This window comes from Streptomyces sp. SS8 (assembly GCF_054072955.1).
On the sequence record NZ_JBSVCZ010000008.1, the window covers coordinates 151,178 to 167,190 of the forward strand.

At 74.9% G+C, this 16,013-nt stretch carries 17 protein-coding genes; 5 read left to right on the forward strand and 12 right to left on the reverse strand.

The annotated features are described in order from the left end of the window. Nucleotides 1-60: 60 nt before the first annotated feature. Nucleotides 61-1,032: a TIGR03557 family F420-dependent LLM class oxidoreductase gene (locus ACW69E_RS10710; protein ID WP_457497926.1), complete on the forward strand. Its 972-nt coding sequence runs from the start codon at nt 61-63 to the stop codon at nt 1,030-1,032. 136 nt (nt 1,033-1,168) lie between these two features. On the opposite strand, the gene ACW69E_RS10715 is transcribed toward ACW69E_RS10710, so the two are convergent. Beyond that, on the reverse strand, nt 1,169-1,687 hold the full coding sequence (locus tag ACW69E_RS10715; protein ID WP_457497927.1) for a DUF402 domain-containing protein: 519 nt from the start codon (nt 1,685-1,687) through the stop codon (nt 1,169-1,171). A 426-nt stretch (nt 1,688-2,113) separates the two neighbouring features. Next, a complete protein-coding gene (locus tag ACW69E_RS10720) occupies nt 2,114-2,341 on the reverse strand; it encodes a DUF6158 family protein (protein ID WP_206349693.1) in 228 nt (75 codons plus the stop codon). Between the two features lie 102 nt (nt 2,342-2,443). On the opposite strand from ACW69E_RS10720, the gene ACW69E_RS10725 reads away from it, so the two are divergent. The 3 genes from ACW69E_RS10725 to ACW69E_RS10735 all read left to right on the forward strand — a co-directional run bounded on the left by ACW69E_RS10725 (nt 2,444) and on the right by ACW69E_RS10735 (nt 5,027). Then, nucleotides 2,444-3,643 carry a baeRF2 domain-containing protein gene (locus tag ACW69E_RS10725; protein ID WP_457497928.1) on the forward strand — a complete coding sequence of 400 codons (1,200 nt, stop codon included), beginning with the start codon at nt 2,444-2,446 and terminating at the stop codon, nt 3,641-3,643. Nucleotides 3,644-3,742: 99 nt separating this feature from the next. Then, entirely contained in the window at nt 3,743-4,552 is an 810-nt protein-coding gene (locus ACW69E_RS10730) for a methyltransferase domain-containing protein (RefSeq protein ID WP_457497929.1), read from the forward strand. Nucleotides 4,553-4,664: 112 nt separating this feature from the next. After that, nucleotides 4,665-5,027 (forward strand): VOC family protein, encoded by a 363-nt coding sequence (locus ACW69E_RS10735; protein ID WP_237880341.1) that lies wholly within the window; start codon nt 4,665-4,667, stop codon nt 5,025-5,027. Between the two features lie 73 nt (nt 5,028-5,100). Here ACW69E_RS10735 and ACW69E_RS10740 read toward each other — a convergent pair whose 3' ends face one another. The 5 genes from ACW69E_RS10740 to ACW69E_RS10760 form a co-directional block, all read right to left on the reverse strand. Next, a complete protein-coding gene (locus ACW69E_RS10740; RefSeq protein ID WP_457497930.1) occupies nt 5,101-6,024 on the reverse strand; it encodes an NADP-dependent oxidoreductase in 924 nt (307 codons plus the stop codon). Nucleotides 6,025-6,112: 88 nt separating this feature from the next. Beyond that, nucleotides 6,113-6,343, reverse strand: coding sequence for a DUF1049 domain-containing protein (locus tag ACW69E_RS10745; RefSeq protein ID WP_457497931.1), 231 nt, complete (start codon nt 6,341-6,343; stop codon nt 6,113-6,115). A 47-nt stretch (nt 6,344-6,390) separates the two neighbouring features. After that, entirely contained in the window at nt 6,391-7,035 is a 645-nt protein-coding gene (locus tag ACW69E_RS10750; protein ID WP_457497932.1) for a 4'-phosphopantetheinyl transferase family protein, read from the reverse strand. Nucleotides 7,036-7,063: 28 nt separating this feature from the next. Continuing rightward, on the reverse strand, nt 7,064-7,771 hold the full coding sequence (locus ACW69E_RS10755; protein ID WP_457497933.1) for a class I SAM-dependent methyltransferase: 708 nt from the start codon (nt 7,769-7,771) through the stop codon (nt 7,064-7,066). A 146-nt stretch (nt 7,772-7,917) separates the two neighbouring features. Further along, nucleotides 7,918-8,706: an SDR family NAD(P)-dependent oxidoreductase gene (locus ACW69E_RS10760; protein WP_457497934.1), complete on the reverse strand. Its 789-nt coding sequence runs from the start codon at nt 8,704-8,706 to the stop codon at nt 7,918-7,920. A gap of 105 nt (nt 8,707-8,811) precedes the next feature. On the opposite strand from ACW69E_RS10760, the gene ACW69E_RS10765 reads away from it, so the two are divergent. Continuing rightward, a complete protein-coding gene (locus ACW69E_RS10765) occupies nt 8,812-9,756 on the forward strand; it encodes an aminoglycoside phosphotransferase family protein (RefSeq protein ID WP_457497935.1) in 945 nt (314 codons plus the stop codon). Between the two features lie 44 nt (nt 9,757-9,800). Here the strand turns inward: ACW69E_RS10765 and ACW69E_RS10770 are convergent, their stop codons facing one another. From ACW69E_RS10770 to ACW69E_RS10790, 5 genes are all read right to left on the reverse strand, one after another. After that, a complete protein-coding gene (locus tag ACW69E_RS10770) occupies nt 9,801-10,751 on the reverse strand; it encodes a S66 peptidase family protein (protein WP_457497936.1) in 951 nt (316 codons plus the stop codon). Beyond that, entirely contained in the window at nt 10,748-12,754 is a 2,007-nt protein-coding gene (locus ACW69E_RS10775; protein WP_457497937.1) for a prolyl oligopeptidase family serine peptidase, read from the reverse strand. The genes ACW69E_RS10770 and ACW69E_RS10775 overlap by 4 nt, the downstream gene beginning before the upstream one ends. A gap of 96 nt (nt 12,755-12,850) precedes the next feature. After that, the gene (locus tag ACW69E_RS10780; RefSeq protein ID WP_457497938.1) at nt 12,851-14,179 is read right to left on the reverse strand and encodes a M20/M25/M40 family metallo-hydrolase; all 1,329 of its coding nucleotides are present in this window, start codon (nt 14,177-14,179) and stop codon (nt 12,851-12,853) included. Beyond that, complete coding sequence (locus ACW69E_RS10785) at nt 14,172-15,008, reverse strand: M55 family metallopeptidase (RefSeq protein ID WP_457497939.1); 837 nt, start codon at nt 15,006-15,008, stop codon at nt 14,172-14,174. The genes ACW69E_RS10780 and ACW69E_RS10785 overlap by 8 nt, the downstream gene beginning before the upstream one ends. A 96-nt stretch (nt 15,009-15,104) precedes the next feature. Continuing rightward, the gene (locus tag ACW69E_RS10790; protein ID WP_457497940.1) at nt 15,105-15,869 is read right to left on the reverse strand and encodes an SAM-dependent methyltransferase; all 765 of its coding nucleotides are present in this window, start codon (nt 15,867-15,869) and stop codon (nt 15,105-15,107) included. Nucleotides 15,870-16,013 lie beyond the last annotated feature (144 nt).

Consider the following 16,013-nt stretch of genomic DNA (forward strand, 5'->3'; position numbering starts at 1 on the left):
TTCACACCGGCACCCGGTTACCCGGTGCCCGCACCGCCGGACCTGTGGAGGACTGCTTCGATGACCGAGTACGGCTACTTCCTGGCCTGTGAGGACCACGGACCGAACGAACTGGTGGAGCAGGCCCGGATGGCCGAGCAGGCGGGTTTCACCTCTCTGTGGATCTCCGATCACTACCACCCGTGGAACGGTGTCCAGGGGCACAGTCCGTTCGTGTGGTCCGTCATCGGCGCGATCTCGCAGGCGACCTCGCTGCCCGTCCAGACGGCGGTCACCTGCCCCACCGTGCGCGTCCACCCGGCGGTGGTCGCGCAGGCCGCCGCCACCAGCGCGGTGATGCTGGAGGGGCGCTTCCGGCTGGGCGTGGGCACCGGCGAGGCGCTCAACGAGCACATCCTGGGCGGCCCCTGGCCCCAGGCGTCGGTGCGGATGGAGATGCTCGAGGAGGCCATCGGCGTCATCCGGCGCCTGCTGACCGGCGAGGAGGTCAGCCACCACGGCAGGCACTACACCGTGGAGAACGCCCGGCTGTACGACGTGCCCGACCGGCCGGTGCCCATCGACGTGTCCGGCTTCGGCCCGGCCGCCATCGAGCTGGCCGGGCGGGTGGGCGACGGGTTCATCACCACCATGCCCGACGTGGAGGGGCTGGAGCGCTTCCGCCGCAGCGGCGGGGGCCGCGGCTCCGGGCAGGGCCCGGCCTTCGCCGGGACGAAGGTCTGCTACGGCGCCGACCGCGACGAGGCCGTGCGCACCGTCCACCACCGCTGGCCCAACATGTTCCTGCCCGGCGAGCTGGGGCAGGTCCTGCCCACCCCCGCCCACTTCGAGCAGGCCTCGCAACTGGTGACCGAGGAGGTGGTGGCCGGCTCCGGGCTGCCGTGCGGCGACGACCCCGACGAGCACGTACGCGCCCTGCGGGAGTTCGCCGACGCCGGGTTCGACGTGGTGCACGTCAACCAGATCGGCCCCGACCTGCGGGGTTTCTTCGACTTCTACCGCAGTGACGTCCTGCCCCGGCTGAAGGACTGAGCCGGCCGCCGGGCCGCCCGGCGGCGAGCGGGGCCCTTGGACGGGGGGTGTGGAGAGGGTGCGGCTCTCCGCACCCCCTTCGCCTGCCCCGGGCCGGTCCCGGGCCCGGGGCTCTTCGGACTTCCAGGTCCCGAAGTCAGCTCAGCAGGGAGTCGAAACCGCTCTCCCGGGCGGTCCGTTCGAGTTCGTCCAGCGCTCGACGGGCCCTGGCCGCCGTCTCCGGTTCGCTCTCGGGCAGCCCGCTCCCGGCGAACTCGTCCTCGTCCAGGCGCAGCACGGCGGACCGGTCGGGCGACACCCACAGGTCCAGTTCCAGGTCCCAGGTGGTCAGCGTGCCCGGTGCGACGGCGGCGGGGCGGGTGACGTCGCAGTACCAGCCCTTGAGGCCGCCGTCCGGGCCGCGCACCTCCTTGACCGAGAACCAGCGGTCGCGCCAGTAGTGCTCGGTGAACACGTCGCCGCTCTCGAAGCGCACGAAGCCGAAGTCCCGCACCGGCGGGCCGGCCCAGGGCGCCCGCACGACTGCGTGGACACCGTCGTCGCGCTCCACGGTCGCCGGGTAACGAACCTGCCTGCCATGGGACTTGTGCAGGACCACGGTCACCGTGTCGTCCGGCGCCAGGGTGGTTCCGGGGCCGGTGTGCGCATCACTCATGGGCCCACCCTCCCCGACGGACGAGAGGGGCGCACCCGGTTTTCGGGTGCGCCCCTCTCGCTCTTCCGCGCGATCTGCCCGTGCGTCCACCGGGCCCGCGCGCTCCCTCTTCCGTACACCGCGCGCCCGGGCCGGTGTGTCCCAACGGCCCTGCGGGCAGCCTCGGGTACTGCCCGGGGCAAGGGTGGTACCCGGGTCCGGGAGCGGCTCCGGGCACGGTCCCTGACCTCCGTGCCCGGAGCCTTCTCACTCCCCCACAGGGCCGCTCGCTCGGCCGCGGTCCGGGTGCCCCCGCCTCCCGGGGGCAAACACCCGCTCACCCGGCCGTCACAGTGCTGCCACCATGCCGCCACCACCGCGTACCCGCCCACCGGGGCGGCCGCCCGTTCCCACGCCGCGCCCCGCCCCACTCGGTGCGCCTCCGCTTCACTCGGTGCGCGCCCGGGCGCCCTCCCTCGTACGGCCCGCCGAGACGGCCCGGTCGGGGTGGCGCCGCAGGTACTCGCCCTCCAGTTCGGCGGTGCGCCGGGTGTGGGCGGCCAGCGCGTCCGACGAGCCGTGCAGCAGGGTGTCGTGGCGGGTCCGGTGCAGGGACTCCAGTTCCTCGATCAGCGCGGTCTCGGACAGCTTCTCCGGGTCTACTCCCATGCCCATGGGCTCGGTCGCCTCCTTCGTCGGTGTTCTCCGGCGTCGCTCAGTGTCTTTTGCACCGGTTCGGGTACCCGGAAACCGGCCCACCACAAGGAGGGAGAGCCCGTGGAACTCGGATTCCTGAGCCCTATCTTCGACCGTCCCGGCCCCTGGGCCTCGGTCTACTTCGACACCTCGTGGCTGACCGAGGACGCGGCGACGCGCCACGAACTCGCCGCCCGCGAGGTCCATGATCTGCTGAAGAGCCAGGGGGCGGACGAACGCACCCGCAAGGCGGTGTACGACGCCCTCCTGGCGCTGCCGCGCAGTTCGGCCTCGCCGGGGCGGGCGCTGTTCGCCACCGCGGGCGAGGTGGTGCTCGACCCCGCGCTGGCCCGGGCGCCGAGCGGCGGCCCGCACGCCACCTGGGGACCGCTGCCGCACACCACGCCGCTGCTGGAGCTGATGGACACCGCCCCCACCTGCCTGCTGGCCCGTATCGACCGCACAGGCGCGGACCTGGAGCTGCGGGGCCCCTTCGGCAGGCGCGAGGCCGGCCAGATCCAGGGTGAGGACTGGCCGGTGCACCGCACCCCGAACGCCGACTGGTCCGAGCGGCGGTTCCAGAACTCGGTGGAGAACACCTGGGAGAACAACGCCGCCCTCATCGCGGAGAGTCTGAAGGCACAGCAGGCCGAGACGGGCGCACAGGTGCTGGTCCTGGCCGGCGACACCCGCGAGTGCCACGCCGTGCACGACCGGCTGGCCCCCGACTTCCGGGGGGTGGCCGTCATCGCCGAGCACGGGGTGCGCGCCCCGGGCCGCAACGCGGCGGCCGGCGAGGAGAAGCTGGAGAAGGAGGTGGAGGAGGCCCGCGCCTCCTATGTGCACCGCCACGCCGCCGAGGTCATGGAACGGTTCCAGGCCAGGCGGGTGCCGACCGACGACGGCAGGGTGGGCGCCGCCGAGGGGGTGCCCGCGCTGGTGGACGCCGCCCGGGAGCACCGCATCTCCGCCCTGCTGGTCCGTCCCGACGGTCCCGATCTGCACCGCGAGGTGTGGGTGGGCGACGAGCCCGACCAGGTGTCGGTGCGCCGCACCGACCTGCAGTACCTGGGCGAGACCCGTCCCGTCAGCGCCCGCGCGGACGACGCGCTGCTGCGGTCGGCGGTGACCACCGGGGCCGAGGTGATCTCCGTGGGGCCGCTCGCGGAGGAGCCCGGCACTCCCGGGGGGCTGCCCGTGGGCGGGCTCGGCGCGCTGCTGCGCTGGCCCTACGGCGGGCCGCCGGCCGAGGGGGCGATGGGCGGCTCGGCCCCGTCCTGACGCACCGGCCCGACCGGCCGACCGGCGGCACACTTCACTACTCTCCATATGACGAAACAATCTTGCTCAAATGGCAAGACGGCACGGTACGGTGCGCGCATGTCGAGACCGAACGCCGTGTACACCCACGGCCACCACGAGTCCGTCCTGCGCTCACACCGGTGGCGCACCGCCGCCAACTCCGCGGCCCACCTCCTGCCCCTCCTGGCCCCGGGCCTGTCGGTGCTGGACGTGGGCTGCGGCCCCGGCACCGTCACCGCGGACCTGGCCGCCCTGGTGGCGCCCGGGGAGGTGGTGGGGGTGGACCGGGCCGAGGACGTACTGGCCGAGGCCCGGTCCACCGCCGCCGGCCGCGGCCTGGGAAACGTCCGCTTCGCGCGGGGGGACGTCCTCGCCCTGGACTTCCCCGACGACTCCTTCGACGTCGTCCACGCCCACCAGGTCCTCCAGCACATCGGCGACCCGGTGGCGGCACTGCGCGAGATGCGCCGGGTGTGCCGCCCCGGCGGGGTGGTCACCGCCCGCGACGCCGACTACGCGTCCATGGCCTGGTATCCCCTGGTGCCCGGCCTGGACGACTGGCTCGGCCTGTACCACCGGGTCGCCCGGGCGGGCGGCGGTGAGCCGGACGCGGGCCGCCGGCTGCTGTCCTGGGCCCGCGAGGCCGGCTTCACCGACGTCACCGCGGGCGCGGACGTCTGGTGCTTCGCCACGGAGGCGGACCGCGCCTGGTGGAGCGACCTGTGGGCGGAACGCACCACCGGCTCCGCCTACGCCCGCCTCGCCGTGGAGGGCGGGCACGCGGACCGGGCGGAGCTGGAGCGGATCGCCGCAGCCTGGCGCGAGTGGGGCGGACGGCCCGACGGCTGGTTCTCGGTGCCGCACGGACAGATCCTGTGCCGGGCCTGACACACCTCCGACGCGGCCCCGGCCCGGTCCCGGCCCGATTCCCGGGCGGGCCCGCCCGGGGGGCGGCGGGGCGCGCCTGACACCGTACGCGCCCCCAACTAGGCTCCTGTGCATGGAGATTCTGGGTACTGCGCTGCGCGTGTGTGTCGACGACCTGGACGCGGCGGCGGGCGTGTACGAACGGCTCACCGGTGCCGAGGCCATGCGGTTCGCGCAGGGCCCCGTCTCGGCGGCCGCCGTCGGCCCCTTCCTGCTGATGAGCGGCCCGCCCGGGCCGATGGAGGTCCTCAGCAAGGTCGCCGCCACGCTGGCGGTGCGGGACGTGGAGGAGGCGGCGGCCGATCTGCGGGCCGTCGGCGCCGAGATCATCGCCGGCCCGCAGTCCACCCCCATCGGCCGGAACATGGTGGCCCGCCACCCCGACGGCTCGGTCTTCGAATACGTCGACCGCCGGCAGGCGGGCGCAGAGGGGTAGTCCGGCGGCAGGCGGACCGAGGGAACCGACGCGGGGCCCGCCTTCCGGCGGGTCCCGCGTCCGGGAAGCCGCGTCAGGAGACGTCGATGACGACCTTCCCCCTGGTCCGCCCGGACTGGCTCAGCCGCCACGCCTCGGCGGCCTCGGCCAGCGGCACCGCCCGGTCGACGCCGACCGTCAGCTTCCCGGCGTCGGCCAGGTCCGCCAGGGCGGCGAGGTCGGCCGGGTCGGGCCTCACGAACAGGTAGTGGCCGCCCTTGGCCATCACCTCGGCGTCCACGACCGACAGCACCCGCGAGGAGTCCTTGAGCACCTGCTGCGACACCTCGATCGACTCGCCGCCGACGAAGTCGAAGGCCGCGTCCACCCCGCCGGGCGCCAGCCCGCGCACCCGGTCGGCCAGCCCCTCGCCGTAGGTGACCGGCTCGGCGCCCAGCTCCCGGAGGAAGTCGTGGTTGCGCTCACTGGCGGTGCCGATGACCCGCGCGCCCCACGCGGCCGCGATCTGCACCGCCAGCGAGCCGACACCGCCGGCCGCGGCGTGGACCAGCACCGTGTCGCCCTCGCCCACGCCCAGCCGCCTCAGCGACTGGTACGCGGTGAGCCCGGCCAGCGGCAGCCCCGCCGCCTGCTGCCAGCTCAGCGCGGCGGGCTTGCGGGCCAGGGTGCGCACGGGCGCGGCGACCAGCTCGGCGTAGGTGCCGTTCTGCGCCCAGTCCTTGCGGACGTACCCGATCACCTCGTCACCGGGGGCGAACTCCTTCGCGTCCGGGCCGGTGCTCTCCACCACGCCCGCCACGTCCCAGCCGGGGACGAGGGGGAAGTGGGCGTCGAGGACCGGGGCGAGGTAGCCCGCCCCGACCTTCCAGTCCACCGGGTTCACCCCGGCCGCCTTCACCCTCACCAGGACCGCGTCGGGCCCCACCCTGGGGTCGGGAAGCTCGGTGAGGGTCAGGTCGTCGGGTCCGCCGTACTCGTTCAAAGCGATTGCCTTCATACCCCGCACAACTTCCCCGCCCGGGAAGATCATTCCCCCGTCCGCCCGACAGGCGCGCGAACGGCGGCACCGCGCCGTCCGCCCTCCGCTATCTGCGCCGCACCAGATACATCCCGGACAGCAGCCCGATCACGCCGGGGATCAGCAGCGCCACCCACAGGGGCATGGTCACGATGGGGACCAGCAGCCTGATCTCGGTCTGCTCGGTGTTCTGGAAGACGAAGACCAGGGTGGCGGCCAGCAGCAGCAGGACCAGCACCCTGCCCAGGGTCAGAAAACCGCGTGCGCCGCCGTCGCCCGTTCTCCTGTGTGTGCTCATGCCGCCACCATGGGCGCGGGGGCCGGCGCCCGCCCGCCGGGCCGTCCCTACGGAGTGCTCTCCTCCCCCGTACGGGCGACGGCGACCGCCACGGCCGCCGCGTAGCCCTCGGGCACGGCCACGTCGGTGAGCTCCCAGCCGGGGATCGCGGCGGGGGTCGCGAGGCTGCCGACGTAGGTGGTGTCCGGACTCTCGCCCAGGCCGGTGCCGGTGCCCTTGAGGTACGCCTCCTTCCGCGTCCAGCAGCGGGCGAAGGCGGCCGGCCGGTCGGCCGGTGCCAGCCTGCCGATCTCGGCACGCTCGCGCGGGTGGAGGGCGGAGACGGTCTCGGCGACGGTGGCGGCCGTGGGACACGCCTCCACGTCGGCCCCGACGGGCGCGTCGTCCAGGGCGATCAGCACCATGTCTCCGGCGTGCGACAGCGAGAAGTGGACCGGGTTGCCGGGCACGGCCGGGCGGCCGTGCGGCCCGCCGCACAGCGGGCACGGCTCGCGGGTGAGGGGGACGGCGGCGGGCTCGGTGCCCAGGACCGCGGCCAGTTCCAGACGCAGGGCCGTGTGGGCGACCCGGTAGCGGTCGCGGTCGGCCTCCCGGACGAACGCCGCGCAGCGGGCGCGCTCCTCCTCCGACAGCACCGCCCCGTCGGTTGCGCCGGCCGCGTGCTCGGACACGCGCAACAGGTACAGCTTCAACCCGCCTCCTTGGGTGTCGCGCCGCCCGTCAGGGGCGTCTGACGCAGGTGTAGGCGCCGAAGAGGCGCCCTTCGTACTCCGCCTCCACTATCTCGAACCCGGCCGTCTCCAGCATCGGCTCAAACAGCCAGCGGAAGGTGCTGTACTCGGTGCGCAGGTGCTCGGCGTAGTCCCGTCGGGTGTAGGCGAGCGCGGGATCGCCGGGCGCGCCCGCCATCCACGCCTCCAGGACCTCCCCGGCCTCGTGCGGCCGGAAGTCGAAGACGAGGTCGCGCAGACGGAGCACACCGCCGGGCCGCAGCATGCGGGCGATGCGGTCCAGCGCCAGCGCCTTGAAGAAGTCGGGCAGTTGGTGGAGGGCGTGCCGGGTGTGCACGGCGTCGGCGGGCCGCCCGGTGTGCTCGTGGGTGAGGAAACCGGCCCGGACGCACTCCAGGTTCGCCACCCCCTCCCGTCCGGCCCGCGCCCGCAGGTGGTCCACCATCGCGGGCGAGACGTCCACAGCCACCACCCGGGTGAACTCACGGGCCGCGGCCAGCGCGAACCGTCCGGTCCCGGCGCCCAGATCCACCACGGTGGCGTCACCGCCCACGCCGTGGCGGCGCAGCGCGCCGATGTCCGGCGCCGGGTCGGGGTGCCCCTGCTTGCGGTCGAAGCCCGCCACGAAGGCCGGGTCCAGATGCTCGGGGCCGGCGTGGGCGAGTTCGTCGATCATCCAGGGCTCGGCGGCGGTCATGGGCCGATCGTGGCATGCGGCGCGTACGGTCCGCCCCGGGTTTTCAGCGCGGCCCGCCGGGCGCGTGGCGGGCGGTGTGCTCGGCGAAGGGCCGGGGGCCGGGGCGCCCCCGGTACCGCCCGGCCCCCCGCCGTCCGCCGCCCGGTTCAGGCGGTGAGGCCGCCGTCCACGGCGATGGAGGCGCCGGTGATGTAGCGGCCCTGGGCGCCGGCCAGATGCGCCACCGTCGCCGCGATCTCCTCGGGCTTCCCGTAGCGCCCCAGCGCCGTCAGTCCGCTCTGGTAGTCCGCGCCCGGCCCGTCGGCGGGGTTCATCCCGGTGTCGACCGGGCCCGGGTGGACGAGGTTGGCCGTGATGCCGCGCGGGCCGAGTTCCCGGGCCAGCGCCTTGGTCAGGCCGGTCAGCGCGGCCTTGCCGGTGGCGTAGAGGGAGGCGCCGGGGAAGGCGACGCGCTCGGCCACGCAGCTTCCGATGGTGATGATCCGCCCGCCCTCCCCCATGTGGGCGAGGGCGGCCTGGCAGGCCAGGAAGGGGGCGCGGACGTTGACGTACAGCGTCCGGTCCACGTCCTCGGCCGCGATCTCGCCGATCGGTCCGACCAGGCCGATCCCGGCGTTGTTCACCAGGATGTCGAGCCGCCCGAACTCCGCCGCTGCCGCGTCGACGGCGGCGCGTACGGCCTCCGGGTCGGCGCTGTCGGCGCGCACCACCAGGGCCCGGCGGCCCATCGCCTTGATCTTCTGGGCCACCCGCCGCGCGCTCTCCTCGGAGTCCCGGTGGGTCAGCGCCACGTCGGCGCCGTCCCGGGCGAGCCGGAGCGCCACGGCCTCGCCGATGCCGCGGCTGCCGCCGGTCACCAGCACCGCCTTGCCGTACAGGTCGTTCATGTCTGCTGTGTCGGTCATGCCGGTCGTCTCGGTCGTTTTCATGGACATGGCTCGATCCTGGCGCGGCGCGGCCCGTCGGTCCGGCGGCATTCGGACGTCGCGTTCGACGGCAGTAGGGGACGCGGGCCACCGGCCCGGCCTATGCTCGCCCCCATGACGTCCGCGGATCCGGTGCCGCCCGGCCTGCCCGTGGTGAGGACCGTCTCCGGCTACCCGGGCGGGCCCGAGTGGCTGGGCCGACTGCCCTCCCTGATCGGGGAGTTGACCGAGCGGTGGGAGCTGGTGCCCGGCGGGCCGTTCGCCGGGGGCAGCGTCTCGTGGGTGGCGCCGGTGCGGCGCGCGGACGGCTCGGAGGCGGTGCTCAAGGTGAGCTGGCCGCACCGGGAGGCGGCCGGGGAGGGCGAGGCCCTGCGGCTGTGGGACGGACGGGGCGCGGTGCGGCTGTACGAGCACGACGCCGGGCGGTACGCGCTGCTGCTGGAGCGCTGTACGCCGGGCACCGAGCTGGGCCGGGCCGCGGAACTGCCCGCCGCAGAGAGGCTGTTGGCCGGGGCGGAGGTGCTGCGCGAGCTGTGGAGCGCGCCCGTGCCACCGGACGCGGGGCTGGAGACGGTGGCGGAGGTGACCGCCGGGTGGGCGGATCTGGCCGAGGAGCGGATGGCGCGGCTGCGGCCTCCCGGCTTCGATCCGGCCCTGGTGGCGCTGGGGGTGCGGCTGCTGCGCGAGCTGCCGGGGACGGCCGCCCGCGAGGTGGTGGTGCACGGCGACCTCAACCCCGGCAACGTCCTGGCCGCCGGGCGGCGGCCCTGGCTGGCGGTCGACGCCAAGCCGATGACCGGCGATCCGCTGTACGACCCCTGGCCGCTGATCGAGCAGATCGGCTACGCCTTCGGGCAGCCCGCCCCGCGCGGCGTGGTCGCCGCGCGGTGCTCGCTGGTGGCCGGCGCGCTCGGCGAGGACGAGGGGCGGCTGATGGCGTGGGCGGTGGCGCGGCGTGTGGAGTCGGCGCTGTGGGCCGTGGCCGAGGGCGGCGACCTGGAGGCGGGCACGGCGATGATGGCCCAGGTGCGCACCCTGGCGGGCCTCGCGGGCCTGTAGCTCCCCGGGGCTGTGAGCCGCGGCCCGGTGGGAGCGGGCGCCGCTCAGACCAGGGCGGGCTCCTCGAGCGTGAGGGTGCGGGTGTCGGCGTCCAGGGTGGCACGGACCCCCAGCGGCACGGTCAGGGTCGCCGGGCCGTGTCCGAAGCCCATCTCCTCCACCACCGGTACACCCAGCGGGGCGAAGCGGTCCAGCAGCACCTCGCGGACCTTCCCGTACGGGCCGCAGTCGTGCCAGGAGCCGAGCACCACGCCCGCCACCCCGTCCAGCTCGCCGGAGCGCAGCAGGTGGGTGAGGTAGCCGTCGAGGCGGTACGGCGGCTCGCCGACGTCCTCCAGCAGCAGGATGCCGCCGTCCGGGCGGGCTCGGTCCCGCCCGGGCACGCCGGTCTGGCCGGCCAGCAGCGACAGGCAGCCGCCGTAGGTGGTGCCGGACGCCCGGCCGGGTACCAGTGTGCGGGCGGTCGGGGAGGTGATCGCCGTGACCCTCTCGGGGGAGAAGAGGGTGGCGCGCAGATGCTCCTGGGTGGGGCCGTCCTTGAGGAAGGAGACGGTGGCGGGCATCGGGCCGTGCAGGGTGGCCAGGCCCAGCCGGGCCGCGAACGCCTCGTGCAGCACGGTCAGGTCGCTGTAGCCGACGAAGGGTTTGGGGCCGGCCGCGCGCATCGCGTCCCAGTCGGCCAGGTCCACCATCCGCTGGACGCCGTAGCCGCCGCGGGCGGCGAGGACGGCCGCGACGGACGGGTCGCACCAGGCGTCGGTCAGGTCGCGGGCGCGGTCGGCGTCGGTGCCGGCCAGGTGGTCCAGTCGCGGGTGGACGTCCAGGACGTGCGGCATGACCCGCGGGTCCAGGTCCCAGCCGCGCAGTACGTCCACTCCGGCGTCCAGCCGCTCACGCTCCACCGGTCCGCTGGGCGCCACGATCGCCACCCGGTCGCCGGGGCGCAGCCGCCGGGGCCGGGTGAGGGCGGGGCGCGGTGGTGAGGGAGGTGTCACGTGGTGAGCTCCAGTCCGGGGACGTCCGGGCGGTCGAAGCCGAATACCTGTGCGTACAGGGAGAGTTCGGCCTCCACGGCCCGGATGATGGTCTGTGCTCTGCGGAAGCCGTGACTCTCGCCCTCGAAGGCGAGGTAGGCGTGCGGCACTCCCCGGCCGGCGACCTCGGCCAGGAAGCGGTCGCACTGGGCGGGCGGGCAGATCACGTCGTCCAGGCCCTGGAGCAGCAGGAAGGGGGCGGTGACGCGGTCGGCGTGGTGGACGGGCGAGCGGTCGCGGTAGCGCTCGGGGTGCTCCTCGGCGCGGCCGACGAGGGAGACCAGGTACTGCGACTCGAAGTCGTGCGTCTCGCCGGTCGCCCAGCCGGCCAGGTCGAGGATGGGGTAGCTGATGGTCCCGCAGGCGTACAGCCCCTCGGTCAGCGGCGAGGTGAGGGAGACGGCGGTGGTCCAGCCGCCCGCGCTGCCGCCGCGTATGGCCAGCCGGGCGGGGTCGGCGGTGCCCTCGGCGGCCAGGGCGCGGGCGACGGCGACGCAGTCCTCGACGTCGACCACGCCCCAGCTCTCCCGCAGCCGGTCGCGGTAGGCGCGGCCGTAGCCCGCCGAGCCCCCGTAGTTCACCTCCACCACGCCGATGCCGCGCGAGGTGAAGTAGGCGATCTCCAGGTCCAGTACGAGGGGCGCCCGTCCGGTGGGCCCGCCGTGGGCCCACACCACGTACGGCGGCAGCTCGCCCTCGGGGGCCGCGGCGGCGGGGTGGCGCGGGGGGTGGAGGTGGGCGTGGATCTCGCGGCCGTCCGGGCCGCGGAAGACGCGCTCGGCGGGCTCGGGGTAGTACGCGGGGTCGATCAGGTCGGTGTGGGCGGAGCCGACGACCAGGGCGTGTCCGGTACAGGTGTCCAGCTCCACGACCTCGTACGCACTGCGCGGGCTCGCGGCGACGCCGATGACGCGGGTGCCCGCGGCGGCAAGGGTCGGGGCCCACTCCGTCCACGGGCCGGGGGCGTCGGCCAGTTCACCGGTGGCCGGCTCCAGGATGCCCAGGCGCAGGGAGCCGCGGCCGTGCAGGACGGCGACCGTGCCGTCCTCCAGCGGCTGGAACCACTGGTGGCCGATCTTCCACAGCGGCCCGCCGAACTCCTCCTCGCGCGGGCACAGGGGGGTGGCCGTTCCCGTCCCGCCGGCGTCCAGGCGGTACAGGTTCCACCAGCCGCTCGCGTCACCGGTGTACAGCAGCGAGCCGTCCGCCGCCCAGCCGACCTGCGCCACCGACTCCCGTTCGCCGCCGGCGACGGCACGGACACCGGCGAGGCCGCCCTCGTCGGTGACGTCGGCGAGGCGGACGACCGTGCCGTCCCAGGGCATCCGGGGGTGGTCCCAGACCAGCCACGCCGCCTTTCCGCCGTCCGGGGAGAGGCGGGGACCGGTGGTGAACCGGTCGGTGTCACCGGTCAGTTCGCGGATCCTGGAGCGATCGAGGGCCGCCGAGCCGTCCAGGGGAACGGCCGCGATCACCCGGCGTACGTCGGTGGGCCGCTCGCCGGTGAACTCCTCCAGCACGCACCACACCTCGTCCCGGCCGGCCGGTACCACCGGGTCGGCCCAGCGCAGGCCCTCGCCGAGGGCCGAGACGGGGGTGAGGGGGCGCGGCTCGGCGCCGGGGGCGTCCGGCTCGAAGGCGTACATCCGCTGGTCGGCGTGGTGGACGAAGACGATCAGCGGTCCGCCCGTCTCGCGCGCGGCCCCGGCCCAGGGGCGCCCGCCGTACTCGATGACCCGGCTGCGGACGTTCCACGGCTCGGGCAGTACCGACTCGGCGGGGCCGGACCCGTCCGGGCGCAGCCTCATCAGCGCCCGCCGGCCGCCCTCGGCGGGGCGGGGCTCGGTCCACCACACCTCCGCGCCGACGGTGCCCGCGTACTCGGGATGGCCGTCGTGCGCGGCGACCAGGCGGGCGTCGATCGGTGACTCCCAGGTGCCGTACGGGGCGGTGGCGTACGTCATCGTGCGCGGCTCCTCGCGGGCTCGGCGGGTTCTTCGGGGAAAGGGGCGCGGCGGGGCGCGGCCGGGGCGGCTCGAGGCCCCCGGCCGCCCCGGCGCTCAGAGGGCGAACAGGGCGCGGTCCATGACCCGGACGCCGAAGTGGAGGGCGTCCACGGGGACGCGCTCGTCGACGCCGTGGAACATCGCCTGGTAGTTCAGCCCCTCGGGCAGCCTCAGCGGGGTGAAGCCGTAGCCCACGATGCCCAGTTCCGCGAACTGCTTGGCGTCGGTGCCGCCGGTCATGCAGAACGGGATGACGTGGGCGTCGGGGTCGAAGTGTTCCAGGGACTCGCGCAGCACGGCGAAGGTGCGCGAGTCGACCGGCGCCTGGAGGGCCGGGCCGCGGTGGTAGAACCGCCAGTCCACGTCCGGGCCGGTGAGCTCGTCCATGGTGGCGGTGAACTCCTCCTCGGTGCCGGGGAGCATCCGCCCGTCCACATGCGCCTCGGCGGTGCCGGGGATGACGTTGATCTTGTAGCCGGCCTTGAGTCCGGTGGGATTGGTGCTGTTGCGCACGGTGGCCTCGACCAGCTTGGCGGACGGGCCCAGCTTGGTCAGCAGGGTGTCCACGTCGAAGTCGGGGGCGTCGAAGTCGGGGGTGTCCAGCCCGTGGAGGCGGGACAGCTCGGTGAGGGCGGCGCGCACCGTCCTCGACAGCCGCACCGGCCAGTCGTGCTCGCCGATGCGGTGCACCGCGGCGGCCAGCCGGCTCACCGCGTTGGCGCGGTTGACCTTGGAGCCGTGCCCGGCCCGGCCGTTGGCTGTCAGCTCCATCCAGGCCGTGCCGCGCTCGCCCGCCGCGATCGGGTAGAGCTGCAGGCCGCCGCCGGCGTGGAAGGTGTAGGCGCCGGACTCGCTTATGCCCTCGGTGCAGCCCTCGAACAGCTCCGGGTGCTCGCGGGCGAGGAAGTCGGCGCCGTACTGGCCGGTGTCCTCCTCGTCGGCGGTGAAGGCGAGGACGATGTCGCGGCGGGGGCGCGCTCCGGCCCTGGCCCAGGCGCGGACGACCGCGAGGACCATCGCGTCGGCGTTCTTCATGTCGACCGCGCCGCGGCCCCAGACCACGCCGTCGCGGATCTCGCCGGAGAAGGGGTGGACGGTCCAGTCGGCGGGCTCGGCGGGCACCACGTCCAGGTGGCCGTGGACGAGCAGCGCGTCGGCGGAGGGGTCGGTGCCCTCGATGCGGGCGACGACGTTGGTGCGGCCGCGTACCTTCTCCAGCACCACCGGCTCGATCCCGGCGTCGGACAGCTTCCCGGCGACGTACTCGGCGGCCTTGCGCTCGGTGCCGTCCCCGTTGCCGAGGTTGACGGAGTCGATGCGGATCAGCTCGGAGGTGAAGGCGACCGCCTCGTCGAGTGCCCGGTTGTCGATGCGCTCAGCCATACTGCTCCTCCACTGCGGCAGAGACGACGGTGGTGACCGCCTTGAAGGTGCGGATCCCCTCGTACATGGACGGCGATGTGTACGCCACCCGGCGCTCACCCGTCTGCTCCACGCCGGGCACGACGGTGGCCGCGCCGGCCAGGTGCTCGGCGTCGAACTCGATCTCGACCGTGCGGGGCCGGGGGCCTGCGGGCTCGTGGCGCACCGCCAGCGCGGCCGCCTCCTTCGCCGCCGCGCGGATGTCGGCGGCGGTGCGGGCGGGGGTGCGGCAGACGGCGGCGTAGCGGGAGACGTAGTCCTTGACGGCGACGCCGCGCGCGGCGGGGGCGTAGCCGCGGGCGTCGGCGCAGGTGCGGTCGTCGCCGGTGATCAGGACGACGGGGACGCCGTACTCGGCCACCACCGCGGCGTTCAGGCGGCCCTCACTGGCCCGCTCGCCGTCCAGCCACACTCCGGTGAGGGAGTTGGCGAGGTAGGTGTGGGCCAGGACGCCCTCGGCGCCGGCGCCGGTGTGGTAGCCGACGAAGGCGATGCCGTCGACGTCGCCGTGCTGGACGCCCTCGACCATGCTGAGCGACTTGTGGCGGCCGGTGAGCATCTGGGCGCGGTCGTCCAGCTTCTCCAGCAGCAGGTTGCGCATGGTCCAGTGCGCCTCGTTGACCAGCACCTCGTCCGCGCCGCCGTCGAGGAAGCCGGCGATCGCCGCGTTCACGTCGGAGGTGAACATCGGGCGGCAGCGTTCCCACTGAGGGGTCCCGGGCAGGACGTCGGCGGGCCAGGTCACCCCCGTGGCGCCCTCCATGTCGGCGCTGATCAGGATCTTCGTCATGGAAGGCCACGTTACGCCCAGCCCGGGCGGCGTCAAAGACCAGGGTGGGACGCCTGGCCGGTGTCACCGGTCCACTCCTTTGGCGTCGCTCCGGCGTCAGTCGCCCCGGCCCACCACCAGCCAGTTCGACGGCAGGTCGAGGCGTGAGCCGTCCGGTTCGAAGCCGGTCGTGGACAGCGGCAGCGAGCCCCCGGCGAGCACCCGCAGTCCGGCCGCGGTGAACGGCGCGGCCTGCTCCGTGAGTTCGGCCGGTTCGGCGGATTCGGCGGATTCGGCCGGTTCCCGCCCGGGTGCCTGCGGGGCGCCCCGCAGGTGCGGCAGGTCGGGGAGGCCGGGGGTGTCGAGGGAGCCGGGCAGCTCGGTGGGGTGGGTGGCGCCCGCCCCCTGGGCCAGGGCCGCTTCGGCCTCGGGCGCGGCCTCCACCACGAAGGCGCGGCCGCGCTCCCCCACCAGCACCGCGACGGACTCGGCGACGCGGGCGCGGCCGGCGGGTCCGCTGCGCCGCAGGACGCCGCGCAGGTAGACGTTGGCGTCGCCGAGTTCACCGTGCAGCCGCCGCATCGCGGCGGGATCGGCGGCGTCGAGCTGCCGGAAGTCGGGCGCGGAACGCCCGCCGGCCCCCTCCCCCACCGCCGTCCGGGCGCGCTCCAGGACGGCGGCCGAGCGGTCGATCCCGACGCACGGGTGGAAGCGCCCGGCCAGGAAGACCGTCTGGGCCCCGTTGCCGCAGTCGGCGTCGACCAGCGGCAGGTCCGGGGCGAAGTGCTTCTCGAAGATCGGCATGTGCACGGCGGCCGTGATCGCGGGGTCGGTGCTCCGGATGCCCTGCGAGGAGCCGCCGTCTTCGAGTGTGGCGTTCACGGGGTCTCTCCCTCGTCGCGTCCGCGGGCCGCGGGTACGGCCGCCGGGAGAGCCCGCCTACCCCGTCCGGCGCGGTTCGTGCATCCGGGTGCCGACCTGTCCGGCCGGGGGCGCCGCGGGGTGGAACGCGGCAGGTCGGGGCGG